Origin of the sequence: Mycolicibacterium boenickei, from assembly GCF_010731295.1 — a bacterium.
Lineage (GTDB): Bacteria > Actinomycetota > Actinomycetes > Mycobacteriales > Mycobacteriaceae > Mycobacterium > Mycobacterium boenickei.
The window spans coordinates 699,550-718,180 of record NZ_AP022579.1; the positions used below are offsets into that span (position 1 = coordinate 699,550).

The 18,631-nt window shown below is 66.7% G+C and carries 18 protein-coding genes and 1 tRNA gene; 11 read left to right on the forward strand and 8 right to left on the reverse strand.

Translation table 11 applies throughout. The features are described from left to right. Positions 1-52 precede the first annotated feature (52 nt). The gene (locus tag G6N57_RS03145; RefSeq protein WP_174814542.1) at positions 53-1,084 is read left to right on the forward strand and encodes an ATPase BagA; all 1,032 of its coding nucleotides are present in this window, start codon (positions 53-55) and stop codon (positions 1,082-1,084) included. After that, a complete protein-coding gene (locus G6N57_RS03150; RefSeq protein ID WP_077738669.1) occupies positions 1,084-2,217 on the forward strand; it encodes an ATPase BagB in 1,134 nt (377 codons plus the stop codon). The genes G6N57_RS03145 and G6N57_RS03150 overlap by 1 nt, the downstream gene beginning before the upstream one ends. Here G6N57_RS03150 and G6N57_RS03155 read toward each other — a convergent pair. The 5 genes from G6N57_RS03155 to G6N57_RS03175 all read right to left on the reverse strand — a co-directional run bounded on the left by G6N57_RS03155 (position 2,184) and on the right by G6N57_RS03175 (position 7,985). Continuing rightward, entirely contained in the window at positions 2,184-3,044 is an 861-nt protein-coding gene (locus tag G6N57_RS03155; RefSeq protein ID WP_077738668.1) for a serine hydrolase, read from the reverse strand. The genes G6N57_RS03150 and G6N57_RS03155 overlap by 34 nt on opposite strands. Beyond that, positions 3,041-4,375: an amino acid permease gene (locus G6N57_RS03160; RefSeq protein WP_234815714.1), complete on the reverse strand. Its 1,335-nt coding sequence runs from the start codon at positions 4,373-4,375 to the stop codon at positions 3,041-3,043. Before G6N57_RS03160 ends, G6N57_RS03155 begins: the two co-directional genes overlap by 4 nt. A 93-nt stretch (positions 4,376-4,468) precedes the next feature. Beyond that, the gene (locus G6N57_RS03165) at positions 4,469-5,836 is read right to left on the reverse strand and encodes a type III PLP-dependent enzyme domain-containing protein (protein WP_077738666.1); all 1,368 of its coding nucleotides are present in this window, start codon (positions 5,834-5,836) and stop codon (positions 4,469-4,471) included. Positions 5,837-5,959: 123 nt separating this feature from the next. Continuing rightward, complete coding sequence (locus G6N57_RS03170) at positions 5,960-7,561, reverse strand: PucR family transcriptional regulator (protein ID WP_077738665.1); 1,602 nt, start codon at positions 7,559-7,561, stop codon at positions 5,960-5,962. Positions 7,562-7,655: 94 nt separating this feature from the next. Further along, positions 7,656-7,985, reverse strand: a complete 330-nt coding sequence (locus tag G6N57_RS03175; RefSeq protein ID WP_003883813.1) for a WhiB family transcriptional regulator — start codon at positions 7,983-7,985, stop codon at positions 7,656-7,658. Between the two features lie 326 nt (positions 7,986-8,311). On the opposite strand from G6N57_RS03175, the gene ponA2 reads away from it, so the two are divergent. The 4 genes from ponA2 (at position 8,312) to G6N57_RS03195 (ending at position 13,279) form a co-directional block, all read left to right on the forward strand. After that, complete coding sequence (gene ponA2, locus G6N57_RS03180; RefSeq protein WP_077738664.1) at positions 8,312-10,762, forward strand: transglycosylase/D,D-transpeptidase PonA2; 2,451 nt, start codon at positions 8,312-8,314, stop codon at positions 10,760-10,762. A 27-nt stretch (positions 10,763-10,789) separates the two neighbouring features. Further along, entirely contained in the window at positions 10,790-11,734 is a 945-nt protein-coding gene (locus G6N57_RS03185; protein ID WP_077738663.1) for a metallophosphoesterase, read from the forward strand. Beyond that, the gene (cds1, locus tag G6N57_RS03190) at positions 11,731-12,837 is read left to right on the forward strand and encodes an L-cysteine desulfhydrase Cds1 (RefSeq protein ID WP_077738662.1); all 1,107 of its coding nucleotides are present in this window, start codon (positions 11,731-11,733) and stop codon (positions 12,835-12,837) included. Before G6N57_RS03185 ends, cds1 begins: the two co-directional genes overlap by 4 nt. Positions 12,838-13,205: 368 nt before the next feature. Next, positions 13,206-13,279: transfer RNA gene (locus G6N57_RS03195), tRNA-Pro, on the forward strand. A 48-nt stretch (positions 13,280-13,327) separates the two neighbouring features. On the opposite strand, the gene G6N57_RS03200 is transcribed toward G6N57_RS03195, so the two are convergent. Next, complete coding sequence (locus G6N57_RS03200) at positions 13,328-14,152, reverse strand: tyrosine-type recombinase/integrase (RefSeq protein ID WP_234815715.1); 825 nt, start codon at positions 14,150-14,152, stop codon at positions 13,328-13,330. Between the two features lie 406 nt (positions 14,153-14,558). Further along, complete coding sequence (locus tag G6N57_RS03205) at positions 14,559-15,164, reverse strand: helix-turn-helix domain-containing protein (protein WP_162563902.1); 606 nt, start codon at positions 15,162-15,164, stop codon at positions 14,559-14,561. Positions 15,165-15,250: 86 nt separating this feature from the next. Here G6N57_RS03205 and G6N57_RS03210 point away from each other — a divergent pair, with 86 nt between their 5' ends. The 5 genes from G6N57_RS03210 to G6N57_RS03230 all read left to right on the forward strand — a co-directional run bounded on the left by G6N57_RS03210 (position 15,251) and on the right by G6N57_RS03230 (position 17,588). Beyond that, complete coding sequence (locus tag G6N57_RS03210; protein ID WP_077738659.1) at positions 15,251-15,448, forward strand: helix-turn-helix transcriptional regulator; 198 nt, start codon at positions 15,251-15,253, stop codon at positions 15,446-15,448. Next, on the forward strand, positions 15,448-15,720 hold the full coding sequence (locus tag G6N57_RS03215) for a hypothetical protein (RefSeq protein ID WP_077738658.1): 273 nt from the start codon (positions 15,448-15,450) through the stop codon (positions 15,718-15,720). The genes G6N57_RS03210 and G6N57_RS03215 overlap by 1 nt, the downstream gene beginning before the upstream one ends. Positions 15,721-15,832: 112 nt before the next feature. Next, a complete protein-coding gene (locus G6N57_RS03220) occupies positions 15,833-16,225 on the forward strand; it encodes a hypothetical protein (protein WP_133118331.1) in 393 nt (130 codons plus the stop codon). Between the two features lie 797 nt (positions 16,226-17,022). Then, a complete protein-coding gene (locus G6N57_RS03225; RefSeq protein ID WP_133118332.1) occupies positions 17,023-17,274 on the forward strand; it encodes a hypothetical protein in 252 nt (83 codons plus the stop codon). Beyond that, a complete protein-coding gene (locus tag G6N57_RS03230; RefSeq protein ID WP_077738655.1) occupies positions 17,274-17,588 on the forward strand; it encodes a hypothetical protein in 315 nt (104 codons plus the stop codon). Before G6N57_RS03225 ends, G6N57_RS03230 begins: the two co-directional genes overlap by 1 nt. Here G6N57_RS03230 and G6N57_RS03235 read toward each other — a convergent pair. Then, positions 17,564-17,785 (reverse strand): hypothetical protein, encoded by a 222-nt coding sequence (locus G6N57_RS03235; protein WP_162563901.1) that lies wholly within the window; start codon positions 17,783-17,785, stop codon positions 17,564-17,566. The two genes, G6N57_RS03230 and G6N57_RS03235, sit on opposite strands and share 25 nt — an antisense overlap. Between the last annotated feature and the right edge of the window lie 846 nt (positions 17,786-18,631).

An 18,631-nucleotide genomic window follows, 5' to 3' on the forward strand; every position in this document is an offset into this window, starting at 1 on the left:
TCGCTCATGGCCCGAGCTTATCGGTCGGACATCCAGGCTTGGTTAGCATGCACTGGTGGCAACCACTGAGAGCGGCGCCAAACATGTCGGCTGGCCGTCGCGGCTGACCAAGGCCCGACTGCACTTCGTTTCGGGTAAAGGCGGTACCGGCAAGTCCACTGTCGCTGCGGCGCTGGCCCTGGCCCTGGCCGCCGGGGGCCGCAAGGTGCTGCTGGTCGAGGTCGAGGAGCGCCAGGGCATCGCGCAGCTGTTCGACGTGCCGCCGCTGCCGTACGAGGAAGTCAAGGTCGCCACTGCCGATGGCGGCGGTCAGGTCAACGCGCTCGCCATCGACATCGAGGCCGCGTTCCTGGAATACCTCGACATGTTCTACAACCTGGGCCTGGCGGGCCGGGCGATGCGCCGCATCGGGGCCATCGAGTTCGCCACCACCATCGCACCCGGTCTGCGCGACGTGCTGCTCACCGGAAAGATCAAAGAGATCGTGACCCGTGAGAAGAAGGACGCCAAGGGCAAGCGCGGCGTCTACGACGCCGTGGTGGTGGATTCGCCTCCCACGGGCCGTATTCCGCGGTTCCTCGACGTCACCAAGGCGGTCTCCGACCTGGCCAAGGGCGGGCCGGTGCACTCGCAGGCCGACGGCGTGGTCAAGCTGCTGCACTCCGAGCAGACCGCCATCCACCTGGTGACGCTGCTGGAGGCGCTGCCGATCCAGGAGACACTGGAGGCGATCGAGGAGCTCACCGAGATGGGGCTGCCGATCGGGAGCGTCATCGTCAACCGCAACATCCCGGCGTACCTGCCCGCCGAGGATCTGGCCAAGGCCGCCGAGGGCGACATCGATGCCGACGCGGTCCGCGCCGGCCTGGACAAGGCCGGAATCACGTTGACCGACAACGATTTCGCCGGACTGCTCACCGAGTCGATCCAGCACGCCACCCGGATCGCGGCCCGCGCCGAGAGTGCAGAGCTGCTCGACGCCATCGACGTACCCCGCCTCGAGCTGCCGTCGCTGGCCGATGGAGTCGATCTGGGCAGCCTGTATGAACTCGCCGAAGCACTTGAACAGCAGGGGGTCCGATAGTGAGCGCCAAACCGCCAGCCCTTGACATGCACTCGATCCTGTCCGACACCGCCAACCGCGTCGTAGTCTGTTGCGGCGCAGGCGGAGTCGGCAAGACCACCACCGCGGCCGCGATGGCGCTGCGGGCCGCAGAATACGGCCGGACCGTCGTGGTGCTCACCATCGACCCGGCCAAGCGTCTGGCCCAGGCCCTGGGCATCAAGGATCTGGGCAACACCCCGCAGCGGGTTCCGCTGGCGCCGGAGGTGACCGGTGAGCTGCACGCGATGATGCTCGACATGCGCCGCACGTTCGACGAGATGGTGGTGCAGTACTCGGGGGCGGACCGGGCCGACTCCATCCTGGAGAACCAGTTCTACCAAACGGTGGCGACGTCGCTGGCGGGCACGCAGGAGTACATGGCGATGGAGAAACTCGGCCAGCTGCTGGCCGAGGACAAGTGGGACCTGGTGGTGGTGGACACCCCGCCGTCGCGCAACGCGCTGGACTTCCTCGACGCGCCAAAGCGGTTGGGCAGCTTCATGGACAGCCGGCTGTGGCGGATGCTACTGGCGCCGGGACGCGGCATCGGACGACTGGTCACGGGCGCGGTCGGGCTGGCCATGAAGGCCCTGTCCACCGTGCTGGGATCGCAGATGCTCTCCGACGCAGCAGGTTTCGTGCAGTCACTGGATGCCACGTTCGGTGGGTTCCGCGAGAAGGCCGACCGCACCTACGAATTGCTCAAGCGGCGCGGCACCCAGTTCGTGGTGGTGTCGGCGGCCGAGCCCGATGCGCTGCGTGAGGCTTCGTTCTTCGTCGACCGGCTGTCGAATGAGCACATGCCGCTGGCCGGGCTGATCCTGAACCGCACCCACCCGACGCTGTGCGATCTGCATGCCGAGAAGGCCGAGGAAGCCGCCGACGAGTTGGCGGCCGAGGATCCGGAATCGCTGGCCGCGGCAGTGCTGCGCATCCACGCCGATCGGGCCCAGACCGCCAAGCGCGAAGTACGGCTGCTGTCCCGCTTCACCGGGGCCAATCCGCACGTGGCGATCGTCGGGGTGCCGTCGCTGCCGTTCGATGTGTCCGATCTGGAAGCGTTGCGCGCGATCGCCGATCAGATCACCGGAGAGGCCGTCGGCGCCGCCTGACCGGCGCCTTCCAGATAGCGGCGGATCTCGGTCCCCAGCCGTCCCATCGTTTCCAGTACCGGATCGCGATGCTCCTCGCCCCAGGCCCAGTTGGCCAGGACGGCGTAGCCCACCCGGCGTCCGCTGCCCGGGTGCCCGACACATCCGATGTCGATCCGCGCATCGGAAATGGTCCCGGTCTTGTTCCAGAGTTCGAACCCGGCGTCGGGCTCGGTGTGGGCCAGCGGGTCGAGGCCCATGGCCCGCGCCACCATGGACAGGTCGGTGTTCACCCCGAGCCAGCGCCGCAGCCGCTCGGACACCGCGGCGCCGTGGATGTCACCCGCGTACAGACGGGCGACGAATTCGCACAGTTCTGCGGCGCTTCCCGTGGACAGGGTGAGCGGATCGTCCTGGGACCGGTTCAGCCGCACCCGGTCTCGTAGTCCGCTCACCGTGAATCCGAGGTCGCGCGTGGCGCGCTGCACCGCGTCGAGCCCAAGCCGCCGGAGCAGCATGTTGGTGGCCATGTTGTCGCTGACCGCACCGATGAGCAGGCACAGGTCATCGATCCGGTGGTCCTGCTGCCGCAACAGGTAGAGGATGCCGGAATCGGCCACCTGGTCCTCGGCGGTGCTGGCGACGACTTCGCCGGGGTCCAGCGTCCCGTCGTCGAACCGCCGCGCCACCTCGGCAAGCAGGAAGACCTTCCCGACGCTGGCGGTCTTGAGCACGCGGTGCGGGGTGTGCTCCCACAAGGTCCGGCCGGTGGTCAGATCCGTGATGCGGGCGGACCAGGTCGCCATGTCGGTCAGCCAGGACGATGCCTGTGAGAAGAAGCCGCTCATGCCACTTCGGCGACGTCAGCATCCACGGGCACCCGTCCGAACCGCTTACGCAGGGCGTAGGCCACCACGACCACGACCAGACTCAGCACGCTGGCCAACAGCTGTACGCGCTGGTCGACGTCGAACAGCATGGCCAGCAAGACCAGTACGAAGCAGGCGATCACCACGATGGTCAGGTACGGGAAGAACCACATCTTCAGCGTCAGCTTGGACGGATCGTCCCGTTCGATGGCCCGGCGCACCCTCAGTTCGGAGACGCCGATCATCACGTACATGAAGATCGCGACCACGCCGCACGAGTTCACCAGGAACAGGAACAGTGAATCGGGGGCGATGTAGGCGAGCACCACGGAGATCCAGCCGATGACCGTGCTGGCCAGCACGGCCCGGGTCGGGACGCCGCGGGAGTTGGTGCGCACCAACCACTCTGGCGCGTCGCCGTGTGACGCGAGCACACGCAACATGCGTGAGGACGTGTAGATCGACGAGTTCAGCACGGAGAGTACGGCGGTGAGGATGACGAAGTTCATGATCACGCCGGCGCCGGGGATCTGGAGTTTGTCCAGGGCGGCCACGTACGGGCTCGACAGCACGGATGCGTCGTTCCACGGCAGGATGCACACGACCAGGAAGATCGACCCGACGTAGAAGAGGATGATCCGCCAGATGACTCCGGTGGTGGCCCGGGCCACCGACTTCGCCGGCTCGGCGCTCTCCGCGGCGGCGATGGTGACGATCTCGGCTCCGCCGAAGGCGAAGATCACCACCACCACGGCACCCAGGATCGACCCGACGCCGTTGGGCGCGAAACCGCCGTGGGCCACCAGATTGCTCAGCCCGCCAGTGTCGCCCGGCCACAGTCCCAGGACCCACAGCAGGCCCAGCACGATGAAGGACACGATGGCGGCGACCTTGATGCCGGAGAACCAGAACTCGAATTCACCGAACCAGCGGACCGAGATCAGGTTGGTCACGGTCATCACCGCCATCAGCAGCATGGCCATGATCCACAGCGGCAAGCCGACCCAGACGGACAGAATCTTGGCTCCCGCAACGGCTTCCACCGCGATGATGATCACGTAGTAGTACCAGTACAACCACCCGAGAGTGAAGCCGGCCCACGGCCCGATCCCCATCCTGGCGTAGTCGGCGAACGCGCCGGTCCTCGGCTTGGCGACCACCATCTCGCCCAGCATGCGCAGGGTGCACAGCACCAGCGCGCCGGCCAGGACGTAGGACAGGATCGCGGCCGGACCGGCGGTCTTGATGACCGCGCCGCTACCGACGAACAGCCCGGCACCGATGGCCCCGCCGATCGCGATCATGGTCATGTGCCGCGTTTTCAGCGATCTGGCCAATCCGGAGCGGGGTTCGTCGGCGGAGGACAACTGGGGTTCCGATTCGAGCATGTGGGCGGTTCGCAATCAGTCGCAGGGGCGGATGGGCAGGGGCACGAGCGAGGGTTCGCCGGCTTCGGTCACTATCTCTTCGATCGTCTGGGCACGCCGGACCAGCGACCAGCGTCGGCCGCCGTCCGGGCCGGTCTCCACCGCGTAGACCGCGGGCCGCGGTAATGCGTTGTAGGAGAAGTGGGTTGAAAAGTAGTAGCCGCCGGTATCCGGAACGGCCACCAGGTCACCCGGATACACGAAGGGCAGTTCGCGGCCGACGGCCAGCATGTCGCCGGTGAAGCAGGCCGGGCCCGCGACATCCTGTAGCTGGGGCTGCTCGCCCCGGCGCCGCCCCTGTGCGTCGTACACGTCGATCCGCAGCGGCCACTCCCCCGGCCCGAAGATCGTGCGGGTCGCCACCTGCACACCGGCGTGCGTGATGGCGATCTGCCTGCCACCGGTGACCTTGGTGTACTCGACCCTGGCCACGATGGTGCCGGCCTTTGCGGTCAGCGCCCTGCCGAACTCGGTGACCAAACCATATGTGCCATCGAACAATTCGGGCGCCACGCGCTCAAGAACAGTGCGGTGGTCGGCGAAGGTCGGGGTGATGTCGTCTGAGCCGAAGTTGACCGGTAACCCGCCGCCGATGTCGATCCGGCGAACCTGCTGGTGCCCGGTGCGGGCGGTGATCTCGGCGGCGAGATCGGTGATCAGCCGGACGCCTTCGGCAGCGTGTTCCAGGCTCAGGCCCTGCGAGCCACTGTGTACGTGCAGCTGGGTCAGCCAGGGCCGGACCGCGAATGCGGCGATGACCGCTTCGCGGTGGTCGGCCAGTCCGATCCCGAATTTGGATGTCGAGGTCGCCGTGCTCATGGCGCCGATGGCCCCGGCCCCGGTCTGCGGATTCAGCCGCACGCCGATGACCGACCGCGGCACACCCACCCGGGCGATGGCCTGGTCCACCCGCGCGAGTTCTTCGAAGTTGTCGATGTTGAACGAGATGCCGAGTTCGAGTGCCTGCTCGATCTCGGTGGTGGTCTTCGCCGGGGAGTCGAACACGATGCGTTCGGCCGGAAAGCCTGCGGCCAGTGCGAGTCGGAGTTCGCCGGGGCTGGCCACCTCGCAGCCGAATCCCGCCTGGGCGAAGCGTGCCAGCACCGGACGCAACGTGATCGCCTTGGCCGCAATGGTGTGCAGAGCCGGCATGCCCGCCGGGTAAGCCTGGCTCAGCGACCGCATCAGCTCGTCCAGTGTGTCCAGGTCCATGACTCCGCACAGCGGGTGCAGATCGTCGATGTATTCCTGCCTGGCGACGTCGGCGACCAGCTGTTCGCGGCGGCGCAGCAGTGTGTCCGGAGTCGGCAGGGCATCCCGGTTCCGCGGCGGTGCATCAATCACAGATAAACCCTATGAACGCAGCGGTTGGTGGTGAGAGCCCTGCGAGCTGAGGAATTCCGCGCGGATCTTCGTCGGATTCAGAGGAAGCCCCCGAGACACTGGTGACGGTTTCTCCGAAATGCACTAACCGGATCCAGGATTCTTGTCGATGTCGACGGGAGTGCCGGTGCACCGTTCCCAGATCAGCAGAGACAGGGACGCGCGGAGCCGGGCCGCCTGCGACTGCAGATCGATATCGGAAACTGCCCGGATCCGGTCCAGGCGGTACCGCAGTGAGTTGGCGTGGATGCCCAATTGGCGGGCGGCTCCGGTCAGACTGCCCGGGTGGTCGAGCACCGCGGCGACGGTGGCGACGAATGCGGTGCCGTGGTCGGAGTCGTGCTTGCGCAGGGCCGTCAGCGGTGCGGTGATCGCGTCGGCCATCGGACCGAGCAGGTCGGCGGCCCGGACCAGGGTCAGCGCGTCCGGCACGTCGGCGGCCGTGAGCACCGGCCGCCGGTCATGCGGCGGGTGCGCGGCATCGAGTGCGGCTGCGTCGAGGACCTGACGCGCGACGATGGCCGAGTCGCGCAGGTCGGCGATGGCCTCGACGACGGGACCGACCGCGACCGGCCCGGCGTGGGCAGGCGATACCCGGGACAGGTGCGCCGACAGATTGTCGGCCAGATCCGCCGCTGTCGACTCCTCGTCCAGCACCGGCAGCACGACGAGCAGACCGTCGCTGACCCGCGCCGTCCGGGCGCCGGCCCGGAGGGCCTGCACATGGAACATCAGGGAGCGGGACGCGGGCGTATCGGCTCCCAGGGCGAGGACAGCGTGTCTGCTGTCCGGTTGCAGTCCGAGCAAGGCTCCCGGGACGCCTGGGTCCACCCCGCGCGAGAGCAGGTCGACCAGCGCCGACTCCTGCAGTCGCCGTTCGTACTGGTCGCGGTGAACTTCCCGCAACATCATCGCCGCGGCGGTCCGGCGCACCTGTAACAGCAGCTGCCGTAGCGCTTCGCGATCGGTGTCGTCGTCCAGCGCCGCCCAGATCGTGCCAAGGGTCTCGGTGCCCGATTTCATCGCCACCACCATGCGGGCCGGGTCGTCATCCTCGGCGTTGCGCACGACCACGTCATCGGATCGCCAGACTGCGGGCAGGAATCCGGTGGACATCAGCCGCTCGACCCGCCAGGCGGGTACCGCGCCGCCCAGGATCGTCTGGTTTCGAATCGGATCGACACCGGGCCCGACGACCGCATACGCCAGCACGCGGGAATCCAGGTCCTCTACGGTGACCGGAGCGCCGGTCTGACCGCTGATCCACCGGGCGAGGGCCTGCAGGTTGTCCACCTGCGGGGCCGGGCTGACGATCTGGCCCGCACCGAGCAGCCGGATCAGGGCGCGGAACAGCTCGCTCCAGCCCACCCACGGCGAACGCCGGAACAGCCGGGTGGCGTGGCCGGGCAACATCGACACGTCGGTTGTCGCGTCGGGTGGAAGCACCACGGCCGCAGCAGTTCCCACTTCATCGAGCAACGACCCGAGGGCGAAGCGATCCTCGACGCGGGCGCTGACCAACACGATGGTGCCGCTGTAGTCGGTCCCACGGACGCCGGGTTCATGCAGGGCGACGTCACTCAACAGCGGGTCGTCGCCGGTTTCGGCCGCGGGCAGCGGCATCAACATGCCGGCGGCGCCAGAAACCATCGCCGACAACGGGAGAACGCTGGCAGCCTCACTCACTGCCGCTGATTACCATGTGCCACAACCGAATACACTACCGTCGGCTGTAATTTGGCGCGCGCGGGCCGGATCAGCCCGCCGAACGGCACGGACGCTAGACCGCGCTGCGGTGGTGCTTGCGCTGGGCGGCGAAGAACTCGGCCCAGGAAATGACTTCGGGATGTTGCTTGAGCAGGGCACGGCGCTGACGTTCGGTCATTCCGCCCCAGACTCCGAACTCCACGCGATTGTCGAGGGCATCGGCGCCACATTCGAGGATCACCGGGCAGTGCCTGCAGATCACGGCGGCTTTGCGTTGCGCAGCACCGCGGACGAACAGCTCGTCCGGATCGGCCTGGCGGCATCGGGCCTGGGACACCCAGGCAATCCGGGCTTCACCCTCGCCTCGATGGACCAGGTTGGCGGCTGGGGCGGAAGCGTTCATCTTGTCTGCGACAGTTCTTGTACCTGACACCAGCGATCCCTTCGTTCCAGCCATCTCCCCAGATGGCGGGCGTTGAACCTTCCGGTGTAGAACGCCGTTGCGATCTACGCCACATTGCGCCAGCCTGTGTTACCTGGATCGCACTGTGTGTCCAAGCTAGGTGGTCAGAGGGTATTAACGCAACAGTTTGCGAACCACTTTTTTGGGACGGCCGTGCCGTCTGGGCGCTATCTGGGCGCACCGAGGTATTTCTGCAGGCAAGTGGGATATGTCGGTGAGCCCCGCTCGCGGGAAGCGCCGCTGAGACAGATAGCTACTCTGTACCCATGCCGGAGCAGCCGACTCGACCGCCCGCGCAGCCACCCCAAGCGGTCACCATCATCAAACTGGCCTGGTGCTGCCTGCTGGCCAGCGTCTTGGTGGCCACGTTCATGTTCCCGGTCGTGGGTGGATTCGGCCTGATGTCCAACCGGGCCTCCGATGTGGTGGCCAACGGCTCGGCGGCCCTGGTGGACGGCGAGGTCCCGCAGGTCTCGACCATGGTCGACGCCAAGGGCAACACGATCGCGTGGCTGTATTCACAGCGCCGCTTCGAGGTGCCCAGCGACCAGATCGCCAACACCATGAAGCTCGCCCTGGTCTCGATCGAGGACAAGCGGTTCGCCGAACACAACGGCGTGGACTGGCAGGGCACCCTGACGGGTCTGACCGGTTATATGCGTGGCGACGCGGATACCCGCGGCGGTTCGACGGTCGAGCAGCAGTACGTGAAGAACTACCAGCTGCTGGTGGTCGCCCAGACCGACGCCGAGCGCCGCGCCGCGATCGAGACCACCCCGGCCCGCAAGCTGCGCGAGATCCGCATGGCGCTCACGCTGGACAAGACGTTCACCAAGCCCGAGATCCTGACCCGCTATCTCAACCTGGTCTCGTTCGGCAACGGCGCGTTCGGCGTTCAGGACGCCGCCCAGACCTATTTCGGCATCAACGCCTCTGAGCTGAACTGGCAGCAGTCCGCGCTGCTGGCCGGCATGGTGCAGTCCACCAGCGCGCTCAATCCCTACACCAACCCTGACGGCGCCCTGGCCCGGCGGAACCTGGTGCTGGACACCATGATCGAGAACATCCCGCAGGAAGCCGAGGCACTGCGGGCCGCCAAGCAGCAGCCGCTGGGCATCCTGCCGCAGCCCAACGAGTTGCCCCGGGGCTGCATCGCCGCCGGCGACCGCGCGTTCTTCTGCGATTACGCGCTGGAGTACCTGGCCCGCGCCGGCCTGTCCAAGGAGCAGGTGGCCAAGGGCGGCTATCTGATCAAGACCACGCTGGACCCGGACGTACAGGGCTCGGTAAAGGCGGCGATCGACGGCATCGCCCGGCCCGACGCCCCCGGCATCGCCAGCGTCATGAGCGTGATCAAGCCCGGTAAGGAATCGCATCCCGTCCTGGCGATGGGCAGCAATCGCACGTACGGCCTGAACACCGATGCCGGCGAGACCATGCAGCCGCAGCCGTTCTCACTCGTGGGTGACGGCGCCGGGTCGATCTTCAAGATCTTCACCACCGCCGCGGCGATGGACATGGGGATGGGCATCAACACCCAGTTGGCCGTGCCCGGGTTCTTCCAGGCCAAGGGGCTGGGCAGCAGTGACACCCCGGGATGCCCGAAGGACACCTGGTGTGTGAAGAACGCCGGCGGTTACCGGGGCTCGATGAGCGTCACCGATGCCCTGGCCACCTCGCCGAATACCGCGTTCGCCAAGCTCATCTCGCAGATCGGCGTGCAGCGGTCGGTGGATATGGCGGTCAGGCTGGGGCTGCGGTCCTACGCGTTGCCCGGCACCGCCCGCGACTACGACCCGGAGAGCAACGAGAGCCTGGCCGACTTCGTCAAGCGCCAGAACATCGGCTCGTTCACCCTGGGCCCCATCGAGGTCAACGCGCTGGAGCTGTCGAATGTGGCGGCCACGTTGGCTTCGGGCGGGACCTGGTGCCCGCCCAACCCGATCGCCCAGGTGCTCGACCGGCACGGCAATGAGGTGTCGGTGACCACCGAGACGTGCGATCAGGCGGTGCCCGAGGGCCTGGCCAACACCCTGGCCAATGCGATGAGCAAGGACGATCAGGCCGGCGGTACCGCCTCCGGGTCGGCCGGTTCGGTGGGCTGGGATCTGCCGATGTCGGGCAAGACCGGCACCACTGAAGCGCACCGTTCGTCGGGCTTCCTGGGCTTCACCAACCAGTACGCCGCGGCCAACTACATCTACGACGACTCCACCAGCCCCGGCGAGCTGTGCTCGTTCCCGTTGCGCCAGTGTGGCGACGGCGACCTGTTCGGCGGTAACGAACCGGCTCGTACCTGGTTCACCGCGCTGAAGCCGATCGCCAACAACTTCGGGCCCGTGGTGATGCCGCCGACCGATCCGCGCTACGTCGACGGCGGTCCCGGCTCCGTGGTGCCCACGGTCAACGGATTGGACGAGCCGGTCGCGCGCCAGCGGCTCAAGGAGGCCGGATTCCAGGTGGCCGACGGTGCCGCCTCGGTCAACAGCAGCTCCCGCGCAGGCACGGTGGTCGGCACCGCGCCTTCCGGGCAGACCATTCCGGGCTCGATCGTCACGATCCAGGTCAGCAACGGGATCCCGCCTGCCCCACCGCCGCCCCCGATCGCGTTCCCGATGCCGGGTGGCCCACCACCCGAGATCGGCCAGACTGTGGTCGAGATCCCGGGCCTGCCGCCCATCACCGTGCCGGTGCTCGGGCCTCCACCACCCCCGTGAGGACCGGTTCGCAGTAGGCTTGCCTGCATGTCAGTGAAGAAGGCAGCCGCCGTCACCGCCGGTTCGTTGGTTGCCGGGATCGGCTACGCGTCCCTGATCGAGCGCAACGCGTTCGTGCTGCGCGAAGCGACCATGCCGGTACTGGCCCCGGGCTCCTCGCCCCTGCGCGTCCTGCATCTGTCCGACCTGCACATGCGTCCCAACCAGCGCCGCAAGCAGGCCTGGCTGCGTGATCTGGCCCGCCTCGAGCCGGATCTGGTGGTCAACACCGGTGACAACCTGGCCCATCCGAAGGCCGTGCCCGCCGTCGTGCAGTCCCTGAGCGACCTGCTCTCCGCCCCCGGCCTGTTCGTGTTCGGCAGCAACGACTATTTCGCACCGCGGCTGAAGAACCCGTTGAACTACCTCACCAACCCGCAGCACCGTTCGCACGGCGAGCCGCTGCCCTGGCAGGACCTGCGCGCGGCCTTCACCGAGCGCGGCTGGCTCGACATGACCCACATCCGTCGCGATGTCGAGGTGGCCGGGCTGCACATCTCGGTGGCCGGCGTCGACGATCCGCACCTCAAGCGCGACCGCTACGACACCATCGCCGGGCGGGCCAACGGCGCGGCCAACCTGACGTTGGGGCTCACCCATTCCCCTGAGCCTCGCGTGCTGGACCGCTTCGCCGCCGACGGCTATCAGCTGGTGCTGGCCGGGCACACCCATGGCGGGCAGTTGTGCCTGCCGTTCTACGGGGCCATCGTGACCAACTGCGAGCTGGACCGGTCTCGGGCCAAGGGCGCCTCGAAGTGGGGCTCGCACATGCAACTGCATGTGTCGGCGGGGATCGGTACGTCGCCGTTCGCGCCGGTGCGGTTCTGCTGCCGCCCCGAGGCCACCCTGCTGACGCTCGTCGCGGCGCCTACCGGTGGCGGGCACGTCGGGACCAGGGCCGGGCAATCCAGCCCGACCGTCTCGGCCCGGTGAGCCGGCCGGCCGATACCGCGTCGCACCCCCGGCCACGCCGGTGGGTCGACAATGCGGTGCGGCTGATCGAGGCTGATTCCAAACGCAGCGCCGATACCCACCTGTTGCGGTATCCGCTGCCCGTCAAATGGCGCGAGGACGTGGACGTCGCGCTGTATCTCAAGGACGAGTCCACCCATATCACCGGAAGCCTGAAGCACCGGCTGGCCCGTTCCCTGTTCCTGTACGGGTTGTGCAACGGCTGGATCGGCGAGGGCACCACCATCATCGAGGCGTCCTCGGGGTCGACGGCGGTGTCCGAGGCGTACTTCGCGGCGCTGCTGGGTCTGCCGTTCATCGCCGTGGTGCCCGCGTCGACCAGCGGTTCGAAGATCGCCCTGATCGAGGCCCAGGGCGGCCGCTGCCATTTCGTCGCCGAGTCGTCACAGGTGTACGCCGAGGCGCACCGCCTGGCCGAAGAGACCGGCGGGCACTATCTGGACCAGTTCACCAACGCCGAGCGGGCCACCGACTGGCGCGGCAACAACAACATCGCCGAGTCGATCTACGAGCAGATGCGGCTGGAGCCACATCCGGTCCCGGAATGGATCGTGGTGGGGGCGGGCACCGGTGGCACCAGCGCGACCATCGGCCGCTATATCCGCTACCGCAGGCACGCCACCCAGTTGTGTGTCGTCGATCCCGAGAATTCGGCGTTCTTCCCCGGCTACGCGCAGGGCCGCGATGACATCGTCACCGGCGCGTCCTCACGCATCGAGGGCATCGGAAGGCCGCGGGTGGAGCCGTCGTTCCTGCCCGGGGTGGTCGATCGCATGATCGCCGTACCCGACAGCGGGTCGGTGGCCGCGGCACATCACGCGAGCCGGGTGCTGGGACGGCGGGTCGGGCCGTCGACCGGAACCAATCTGTGGGGCGCGTTCCAGCTGCTGGCCGAGATGATCGCGCACGGCCGCAGCGGGTCGGTGGTGACCCTGCTGGCCGACAGCGGGGACCGCTACGCGGACACCTACTTCGATGCGGACTGGCTCAGCGCCCAGGGGCTGGACACCTCAGGGTCCGCCGAAGTGCTCTCGGAGTTCGAGCGCTCGGGCAGCTGGTCCTGATCCTGATCCTGATCCTGATCCGTCTCGGCCGTCAGGAACAGCCACAGCGCTGCCAGGGCAAAGAACCCCAGGTAGATGAAGGCGCCCAACACGGTCATGCGTCGTATAACGCCGCCGAGGCCTGGGTTGCTTCCCGTTGCCCGCCAGTTTCTACGCCCGGGCTGTGACTCGCGTTTCGGGGCGACCGTCAGGTAGAAACCGGCGAACGACGCCGCAAAGCCTTTGCGCCGCTTTCCACGCCTGGGCTGTGACTCGCGTTTTGGGGCGACCGTCAGGTAGAAACCGACGCAGGTTGATGGCGCCGTGGGCGCAGAGGTAGCCGTTTGGCTTTCGAGGTACCCGGTGCGATACGCTGTCGGAGCTTCACACGGGGTGTGGCGCAGCTTGGTAGCGCGCTTCGTTCGGGACGAAGAGGTCGTGGGTTCGAATCCCGCCACCCCGACAGTGTGAGTAAGGCTCTGACCAGTAATTTCCGGTCAGGGCCTTCTTGCTATCTGGGGCCACTCCCGGTCTCCGTCCGCAGTGCGTCCGCAGTAGTTTTCGCCAGTGCCTCGACTGCTGCATCGAAGGCGTCCGCCACGGCTTCGAGATCGTCCGGGAACAGGTCCGCGTAGGTGTCCAGAGTGAGGGCCGCCGACTTGTGTCCCAGCATCGTTTGAACGGCCTTCACGTTGGCCCCGGCGCTGATCGCCAACGAGGCCGCGGTGTGCCGCAGATCATGCAGCGTCGGCCGCGGCCAGTCCGTCGTCGGCTCACCGTCATCGCCGAGCCCGCGCAGCTGGTCGACAGCCTTGTTGAACACGCGGGTGCGGAACGTCGCAATGCGCAGCACTCCCCCGGCCGGCGCGGAGAACACGAGATCCTCGCGGCCCTTGCCTTCCATCCGGGCGGCCAAGTCGGCAACGAGGAACTTCGGGAACGGCACCGATCGCCGTTCATGGTTCTTCGGAGTCGACCAGACGAGCTTCCCCGACACCTCCGTCACGGACTCACGGATGTTGACCCGGCGGCGCAGCATGTCGAAGCTCTGCACCTTCAGCGCGGCCATCTCGCCGTACCGCAGGCCGGTGTAGGCCAGGAACCGCACAACGAGCGCGTCTCGGGCCATCGCGGCGGCCAGCTCGGCGACCTGCCGATGGGTCAGATACGCGCGCACTGAGTGCTTCCGCCGCGGCGCCTTCACCCCGTCGCACGGGTTGCGCGGTATCCGTCGGTCCTCGACGGCCAGGGCCAGCACCATACGTAGCACGCCGAGCGCGTTCTCGATCGTCGCAGCCTCAGCGCCGCTGCCACCGTCGTCTTGTGGGCGGTGCATTTCGTCAACCCATGCACGCACCGCAGACGTCTGCACATCAACCACTGCAACGTCCTGCCATCGGTCCTGGACATGTACCGTCCACGCTGATGCGCGAGCTGCTTTCGTTGAATCCTTCACGTGCGCCTGGTGTTTCAACCACTGCTCGCGCATCTGACCGACTGTGACCGAGCCCGCGCCGGGGGCGACGTAGGTTCCGGTCACGATCGTCGACGTGACGCCCTCCAGCCACTCGGCCGCGTCGACCTTCCGGGCGAACCCCTTCGCGACCTCGCGGCCATCGGTATCGACATACCTTGCCCGCCAACGCTTTCCCTTGCCATAGGCTGCGCTCGGAACCGTCTGCGTACTCCCGTCCGCCGCCCGGGTCGTCTTCGTCCAGCGGTCCTCAACGCCGCTGCGACGATTACGCCTCTGCATCCTCAGCCGCCTGGCTATGTATCTGACTCAGAATTTTCAGAGCTTCACCGAAACCCAAGGGGATATTGCCGAGCCGTTCATGGGTCATATTCCCAAACTTTGGAGGCGAATCACCAAATACGGCAAGTAGTTTCCGAGCCGCATCCGTCGCCCGTATCACATCGTTCGACATCTTCCGCAGCTCGTCTGGCGGCAACATGTTGCGCGCATCGGCGTCGGCTGCGAGCGGCACCGCTAACGCATAGGCGTCGGCGTAGTACGCCTGAATCTGCGCTTTGACCACTGCGTGCCTCTTGCGCAATTCCTGGTATGCGTCACGGATCTCGATCAGGCCGGCTGGCTCCGCCTCCTCGATTTCCCGAGTTAGCTGGTCGATGCCCACCCCCAGAACGTTCGCTATCGCAGCAGCCTCAGCCAGCTTTAGATCGCGCTGCCCCTTCTCGATTCTCGTGATTGCCGAGGCGTCGAGTTTGACCCCGGTCTTGTCGAGTAGCAGCTCGCTGAGCTTTCGCTGGGATACGCCGATGGCGGACCGTCGTTGGCGAACGGCCTTCCCGAAGTTGCGTGCGACGCCGTCTGGTTCATGTTGCACATTCCACACCTTAGTGCTTGACAAGCATCACCAACAGGGTCAATCTATTTGTTGTCAAATCAACACCGCAGTGTGATTGGAGCACCATGGAGCTGTTGGGTACACGAGCGGCAAGCTCGCTCCTAGGAATTCCCGAAGCGACCCTTCGGTATTGGCGCCACACCGACGAAGGCCCGCCGTCGTTCAAGCTCGGCGGGCGAGTGGTCTACCGCCGCAACGAACTCGAACGCTGGGTCGAAGAGCAGGAGGCCGCGACCGTTCGCGGCGGCCGGGCAGCGGTCTAGTGGAGCGCCCAGAAGAGGCCCACGTGATCGCCAACCGGCTGGCTGCCTCGCCGTGGTTCCCGATACCGGCAACCGTTGACGGAGTACGGGATTCAGCCGCCCACATCGAGGTCGACGGGCCCGCGGTGCTCATCACCGTGACGGATCCCGATGGCACCAAACGCGAATACCGGGCCCAAGTGGTCCTGATCTCGAACAGCGAAACGGTCCCCGCTGAACCCCGGTGCGCGAACACCGGGCCGGAGACCGCCGCCGCCAATCAACTCTCCTGAACCGAAAGGCATCATCATGGTAACCCCAAACAGCGACACCGCTCAGAGCTGGCGCGACCTCGCGGATCAACTCCCGCCACACGTCGTTCAACGCTTCGAGCGGCACGAACGATTGACTGAGCTGCATGGGCCGCTGGCCTTCCCCCAGGAGGATCCCGCCGAGGTGATCCGGAGGGACCAGGCGATCATGCTGCAAGAAGCCCGCGACCAGATCCCTTTTGCTCACGTGCCGCTGCCGGCCGCAGCGCAGGGCGCCGGCCTCTGGGAGGACAGCGTCGACGACACCTGGACTCGACTGGTCGACGGCACCCGTCGCACGGTGGGCCCGCTGTCGGTGTGCATCAGCGGCGTTCAGTCCCCCGATGGATCGGTGGTCTGGTCGGCGGCCGCCGAGACGAAGGACGACGCGGTTACGTCGGCGCAGCTCCGCGAGTACGCCGCGTTGTTGATCGTGGCGGCCGCCGAGCTCGACTACCTCAACCGGCCGCAACCGTCCACTGAGTAGGGGAAGTCGGAATTCGCTGTGGAATTCATCAGGGTCGTTCCGGCCGAGGTCGTAGAACACGGCCCGGCCGGAGCGATCGTGCTCGCACACATCCGATACCGGTGCGCATCTGATGGACCCGGCAGACTCCAGCGCGAGGGCCACAGGTGGTGGCGCGTCTCGCACCAGGACCTCGGTGAGGAAGTCGGGCTGTCCCGCAAGGCAGTCATGGCGGCGCTGAAGGCACTCGGTGAGCTGGTCCCAGCAAAGCATTTCCCGCCGTTGGCGAATCAGGCCCGCGCCTATCGGGTGGCGGCAGACGGCAATGCACTGACCAGCCAGAGTCCCAAAACGGACAGCGCTGACCAGCCAGTGTCCAGATCGGGACAACCAGAGTCCGAGAACGGACACTGCAGAGTCCCAAATGGGACTGACCCCTGTCCCGATTCGGACTCTGCACTACCTATAGAGAACTTGGAGAAGGAGGGAGAAGCGGCCGGCTCGCGCCGCCTGGCCGCCAACCCCGCCGTTTCTCCGCAATCAGCTAACGGCAAAGCGGTGAACTGGATCCGCGGACCTTACGGGCCGCGTTGTCCGGACCCCGAGCACAACGTCCCGGATCCACCCGCATGTCCCGGTTGCCGCGACGCCCGACTCGCAGCCAAGGCCGTTGACGACCGCGAGGAAGCGGTTCAGAAGCAGGAGCGAGCCGAACGGGCGGCCTTGCTCAAGAACTGTCCCGACTGCCAGGGCATCCAGAGTTGGATCACCGACGACGACGGCGAACCCATCAAGAAGTGCGACCACCGGAGGACAGCATGAGTCGCAAGATTCCCGCGGTGCATCAGGCCTACGTCGCGGCTGAAGCACTCGACCATCCATGCCCGACGTGCGGTGCGGCTATCGACTGCCCATGTACGCGCATCGATGACAACGGCCGAACCCACTACCGGCACGTGCCGTGCATCAAGCGCTGTCAACAGCCGCTCTACGTCGAGTTCGCCGACGACCAAGGCGAACAGGCAGAGATCGACTTCACCGAACCCCGACACCCACACAAGGAAAGCTGATGACCGACGACAAGGAGATCCGCATCCGCATCGCAGCCGAGAAGCTAGCCGCCCAGATATGCCCGGAGTTCGAGATCGCCGACTCGCCACGCACATTCGCTAACGAAGAGCTGCACCGCATGGTGATGGACTGGTTCGGCCACCTGGAGCCCTACCTGCCCGACACCGACGATTGGCGCTCCATGCCGCTGCGGCTGGCGCACGACCAGGGCCAAGGCTGGCACATCGAACTCGGACCGTACGACCTGAACCGCGCGGACATCGAGCTACTGCGCCGAGCCATCGCGGCCTACGACCAGGCGACCGGCAGGTGAGTGCGTTCGACGATCTGCTCGCGGCCATCAGCCAGGCCCCAGCGCTGCCCGGTGCCCAGTGTCGTGGCCGCAGTGCATTGTTCGACCCACCTCATCAAGACGAGGACCCCGACGTCGTCGAGTACCGCCACCAGGCGGCTCTGAGCCAGTGTCGGGCCTGCCCAGCACTGGCCGGCTGCCGAACTTGGTTCGAGCACCTGCCTGACCACCAACGGCCCTGCGGAGTCATCGCCGGAATCGTCAACACGTCCACATCACCGGCGGGCGACGGGCCCGACGTGGCGCCCTTCAGCGCACCACAGCGTCGAGGTCGACATGCGGTGCCGAGGTGCGGCCGTCCGAACTGTCGGGGCAACCCGTGCCGGAAGGTTGTCAGCCAGCCCGGCCAACGCTGTGAACACCACTCCGTGGGTGCATAACTATGCAATGCATATCCATCGCCGCCCGTGCCGGCAAACTCCAGCAAACATCGACCCCGGCGGCACGCTCCGGTCGACTCAGGCCTCTGACCTGCGAAAACGCGGGCAGGGAGGTCAAAATCGCTCTGACCAGCACCGATGGCAACCTCCCCCGCGGTAGGGGTCCTCTCCCCCCGCGAAAATGTCGCAGCAAAGTCCTGTCCAGCAAACCCGGAGATGAGGGTGACTGTATAGCCATGCATGGTTTATGCATGGAGCCCGCAAACGAGGGGATGTGCTGAAATGGCGAACGACGTCGCACGCGCCGCGCGCCTCGCCGCCGCGATGGCCGCCGAAGATGTACCTGGAGTCGGGGCAGTCATCGAGGAAGCGAAGCGAGCGGATGGGCTCGTCGGGCTCGCACTCGCCCTGGCCGCGCGTCACATCCAAATCTGCGCCGAGTGGGCTATGCTTCGTGGTGTCTCTTGTGCGAGGCGCGGCAGTGGCGTCAACCCGTCCCGTCCCGAGGTCGGATCATCCCGGCGCTCGATTTGACCGGCGGTCAAGCCACTTCCGTTACTCGATTCGGAGATAAGACTTGGCCTCTGACCAGCGGTAATGGAACCGTCGCTCCAGCAAGACTGG